Source organism: Kitasatospora sp. NPDC007106 (assembly GCF_040634455.1).
In the GTDB taxonomy this organism is placed as follows: Bacteria; Actinomycetota; Actinomycetes; order Streptomycetales; family Streptomycetaceae; genus Kitasatospora; species Kitasatospora arboriphila.
Window position 1 is genome coordinate 1 of sequence record NZ_JBEYFP010000634.1, and the last position, 3,466, is coordinate 3,466.

Consider the following 3,466-nt stretch of genomic DNA (forward strand, 5'->3'; position numbering starts at 1 on the left):
ACGGCAACTCCAAGATGAGCCGCAACATCGTCGCCGAAGCCCTCTGGCGCGTCACCACCTGGGGCATCGGCTCCCGCATCGACAAGATCACCGGCAAGGGCGGGAAGTAACCCTCCGGATCGACACGAGCGCCCCGTCGCGGTGCCGAGCAGTTGCTCGGCGGTCCGCGGCGGGGCGCTCCGTCGTTCGTGGGGTGCCGGGCTACCGGCAGCCGCCGGGCGGCGGCGGGGGCAGGTAGCGCTCCGCCCAGGCGCGCAGCTCGGTGAGGGCGGGGCCGAGCGCGGCCCCGGATTCGGTGAGCCGGTAGCGGACCCGCAGCGGCGGGCCCTCGTCGACCTCGCGGAGGACCAGGCCGGCCTCGCCGAGCTCGGTGAGCCGGTCGGAGAGCATCCGCTCGCTGATGCCGGGGATGGCGCGGCGCAGCTCGGAGAAGTGGCCGGGACCGTTGCTGAGCACGGCGACCACGAGCCCCGTCCAGCGCTTGCCGAGCAGGGCGAAGACCCGGGTGATGGCGGCGTCCGCCCCCGTACAGGCAGCGTGTGCCGGTGCTGTTTCCTGCGCCATGCCGTCCAGGGTACTGCCCCGCGGCAAGTGACTATAGAAAAGTAAGCTGCTACTGTTGCGGAAGCAGCGCACCGCGCTGCAGTAACTTCCGAAATGGAGGCATCGCCATGCCCACGCTGCTGCACATCGACTCGTCCGCGCTCTCCGAGGGCTCCGTCTCCCGCGAGGTCTCCGCGGCGTACCGGGATGCCTGGGAGGCCGCCAACCCGGGCGGCACCGTGATCTACCGCGACCTGGCCGCCGAGCCCCTGCCGCACCTGGACGCCGCCGGCATCACCTCCGCCTTCGCCCCGGCCGAGCACCGCAGCCCGGAGCAGCAGGCGGCCTGGGCCCTGCGCGAGCAGCTGGTCACCGAGCTGGAGCAGGCGGACGCCGTCGTCATCGGCACCCCGATGTACAACTTCACGATCCCGTCCGCCCTCAAGGCCTGGCTCGACCAGGTGATCGTGATCGGCCGCAGCGCGGGCGAGCAGCCCTCCGCCGCCGGCACCCCGGTCACCGTGGTCGCCTCCCGCGGCGGCGCGTACGGCCCGGGCACCCCGCGGGAGAGCTTCGAGTTCGTCACCACCTACCTGGAGAAGGTGCTGACCGGCATGCTCGGCCTGGAGGTCGACTTCGTGGTGCCCGAGTTCACCCTGGCCCGGGTCAACCCGGCGCTGGCCGGCTTCGCCGAGCAGGCGGACGCCTCCAAGGCGCAGGCGCTGGTGGACGCCGCGGCCCGTGCCGAGGTCGTCGGCAGCCGCGTCGCGGCCTGAGGCCCCCGCGCCCGGGCGGCCTCCGCTCCACCCGCCCGGGCGCGCCTGACCGGCGATCGGTACCCCACCGACCAAGCTGGTACGAACGAGCGGCCCGCCGGGCCGCCCCGCCGACCAGGGAGCCGACGTGACGCCCAACCCGCCCGACGAGACCGCCGGACCCCACCGCGCGGCCCCCGGGCCGGGCCACCCACCGCTGGAGATCGACGTCTTCACCGGTCCGGAGAGCGCCTTCTTCGCGACCTCCGTGCTGATCATGGGCCAGGGCACCGCGATCCTGGTCGACGCCCAGCTCACCCGCAGCGCCGGCCGCGAACTCGCCGAGTGGATCGCCGGCAAGGGCCGCCGGCTGCTCGCCATCGTGGTCACCCACCGCCACCCCGACCACTACTTCGGCGCCGAGGAGGTGCTGCGGCTCTTCCCCGAGGCCCAGCTGCTGGCCGCGCCGCCGGTGGTCGAGGGGATCGCCCGCACCGCCGTCGCCAAGGTCGCCGAGTGGAAGCCCGTCTACGGCGACGACATCCCCGACCAGCCGCTGCTGCCCGCGCCGCTGCTGCCGCAGCCGCTGATGATCGACGGCCAGCCGATCCGGGTGCTCGCGCTCGGCCAGGGCGACTGCGAGGGCTCCACCGTGGTGCACGTCCCGAGCATCCGCACCGTGCTCGCCGGCGACTTCGTCTACAACGGCACCCACGTGTGGACGGCCGACACCGACGCCCACCGCCGGATCGACTGGGCGCACAACCTGGCCCGGATCGCCGACCTCGGCGCGGAGCGGGTGGTCGCCGGCCACCGGGCGCCCGGCACCGACGACGACGCGCTGCGGGTGATCGCCTTCACCGGCGAGTACCTGCAGGACTTCGACCGCGCCCTGGCCGCCCACCCGCACGACCCGGAGGCCCTGGCCGCCACGATGAACGAGCGGTACGGCGCGCTCACCCTGCCCGTCATCCTCGACCTCGGCGCGGCCGCCAACACCACGCCGGCCGAGGACGCCGAGATCGTCGACGCGGAGATCGTCGAGGAGGACTGAACCCCTCCGGCCGCCCCGGCCCACCCGGCCCTCCCGAACGGGCCGCCGGGCGGCGGATACTGGCGGCATGACGGCCTTCGACGTGATCGTGCCGGCCGGCGGGGCCGCGAGCCGGCTCGGCGGCGCCGACAAGCCAGGGCTGGACGTGGGCGGCCGGACCCTGCTCGACCGGGTGCTGGCGGCCTGCGCGGACGCCCGCACCACCGTCGTGGTCGGCCCCGTCCGGACCGTCGCCCGCACCGTGCACTGGACCCGCGAGGAACCGCCCGGCGGCGGACCGGTCGCCGCCGTCGCCGCCGGCCTCGCCGCGGTGACCGCCGACCGGGTGCTGCTGCTCGCCGCCGACCTGCCCTTCCTGGACGACCGCACCGTGCACCGGCTGCTCGCCGCCCTCGAGGACGCCGGGGCGGAGGCCGCCGTCCTGGTCGACGCGGACGGCCGGGACCAGCCGCTCGCCGGCGCCTACCGCACGGCCGCGCTGCGCGCCTCGCTCGCCGCCCTCGGCAGCCCGGACAGCCGCCCGCTGCGGCGGCTCACCGGGCCGCTGCACACCGTCCGGCTGGCCGACGCCGAGGCTGTCGCCCTCGACTGCGACACCTGGGAGGAGCTCGCCCGGGCCCGCGACCGGGAGCTGCGCGGGCGCGCCGGACGGTGATCCTCACCGCCCGCCCCGACGGCCGGTGAGCGGACCGACCCGCGCCGCACACGACCGCGGCACCACCGCGGACACCGGGATCGGGCAGCATGGGGCCATGGAGCGCACGCTGGATGACTGGATCGCCGAGGTCGGCGCCGAGCTGGGGATCGACTTCGAGGTCGACGTGCCGGGGCTGCTGGACCTCGCCCGGGTGGTCGCGCACGGGGTCGCCCGGCCGGCCGCACCGCTGACCGCCTTCCTGGTGGGGTACGCGGCGGCCGCCCGCGGCGGCGGGGCCGAGGAGGTCGCGGCGGCGACCGCCCGCACCGCCGCCCTCGCCGAACGGTGGGCCGCGCAGCACCCGCCGGAGCAGGCGTGACCGGCGCCCTCGCCGACGTGGACCACCCGCGCACCGGGCCGCCGGTGCACGACCGCCCCTGGCCCCAGGCCCGGCGGACGGCCCGGCTGGCCGCGGCC

At 76.1% G+C, this 3,466-nt stretch carries 3 protein-coding genes and 3 pseudogenes; 5 read left to right on the top strand and 1 reads right to left on the bottom strand.

What is annotated here, in order from left to right; genetic code table 11:
• A pseudogene (locus ABZ641_RS29810) lies at window positions 1–110 on the top strand (dolichol-phosphate mannosyltransferase); the annotation flags it as partial.
• 91 nt (window positions 111–201) lie between these two features.
• On the opposite strand, the gene ABZ641_RS29815 reads toward ABZ641_RS29810, so the two are convergent.
• Window positions 202–564, bottom strand: a complete 363-nt coding sequence (locus tag ABZ641_RS29815; RefSeq protein WP_344628536.1) for a helix-turn-helix domain-containing protein — start codon at window positions 562–564, stop codon at window positions 202–204.
• Window positions 565–671: 107 nt separating this feature from the next.
• Between ABZ641_RS29815 and ABZ641_RS29820 the strand changes: the two genes are divergently transcribed.
• The 4 genes and pseudogenes from ABZ641_RS29820 to ABZ641_RS29835 all read left to right on the top strand — a co-directional run.
• Entirely contained in the window at window positions 672–1,319 is a 648-nt protein-coding gene (locus tag ABZ641_RS29820; protein WP_359986746.1) for an NAD(P)H-dependent oxidoreductase, read from the top strand.
• A gap of 127 nt (window positions 1,320–1,446) precedes the next feature.
• Window positions 1,447–2,352 (top strand): MBL fold metallo-hydrolase, encoded by a 906-nt coding sequence (locus ABZ641_RS29825; RefSeq protein WP_359986749.1) that lies wholly within the window; start codon window positions 1,447–1,449, stop codon window positions 2,350–2,352.
• A 67-nt stretch (window positions 2,353–2,419) separates the two neighbouring features.
• A pseudogene (locus ABZ641_RS29830) lies at window positions 2,420–2,983 on the top strand (NTP transferase domain-containing protein); the annotation flags it as partial.
• Between the two features lie 133 nt (window positions 2,984–3,116).
• Window positions 3,117–3,368 (top strand): annotated as a pseudogene (locus ABZ641_RS29835) (DUF6457 domain-containing protein); the annotation flags it as partial.
• Window positions 3,369–3,466 lie beyond the last annotated feature (98 nt).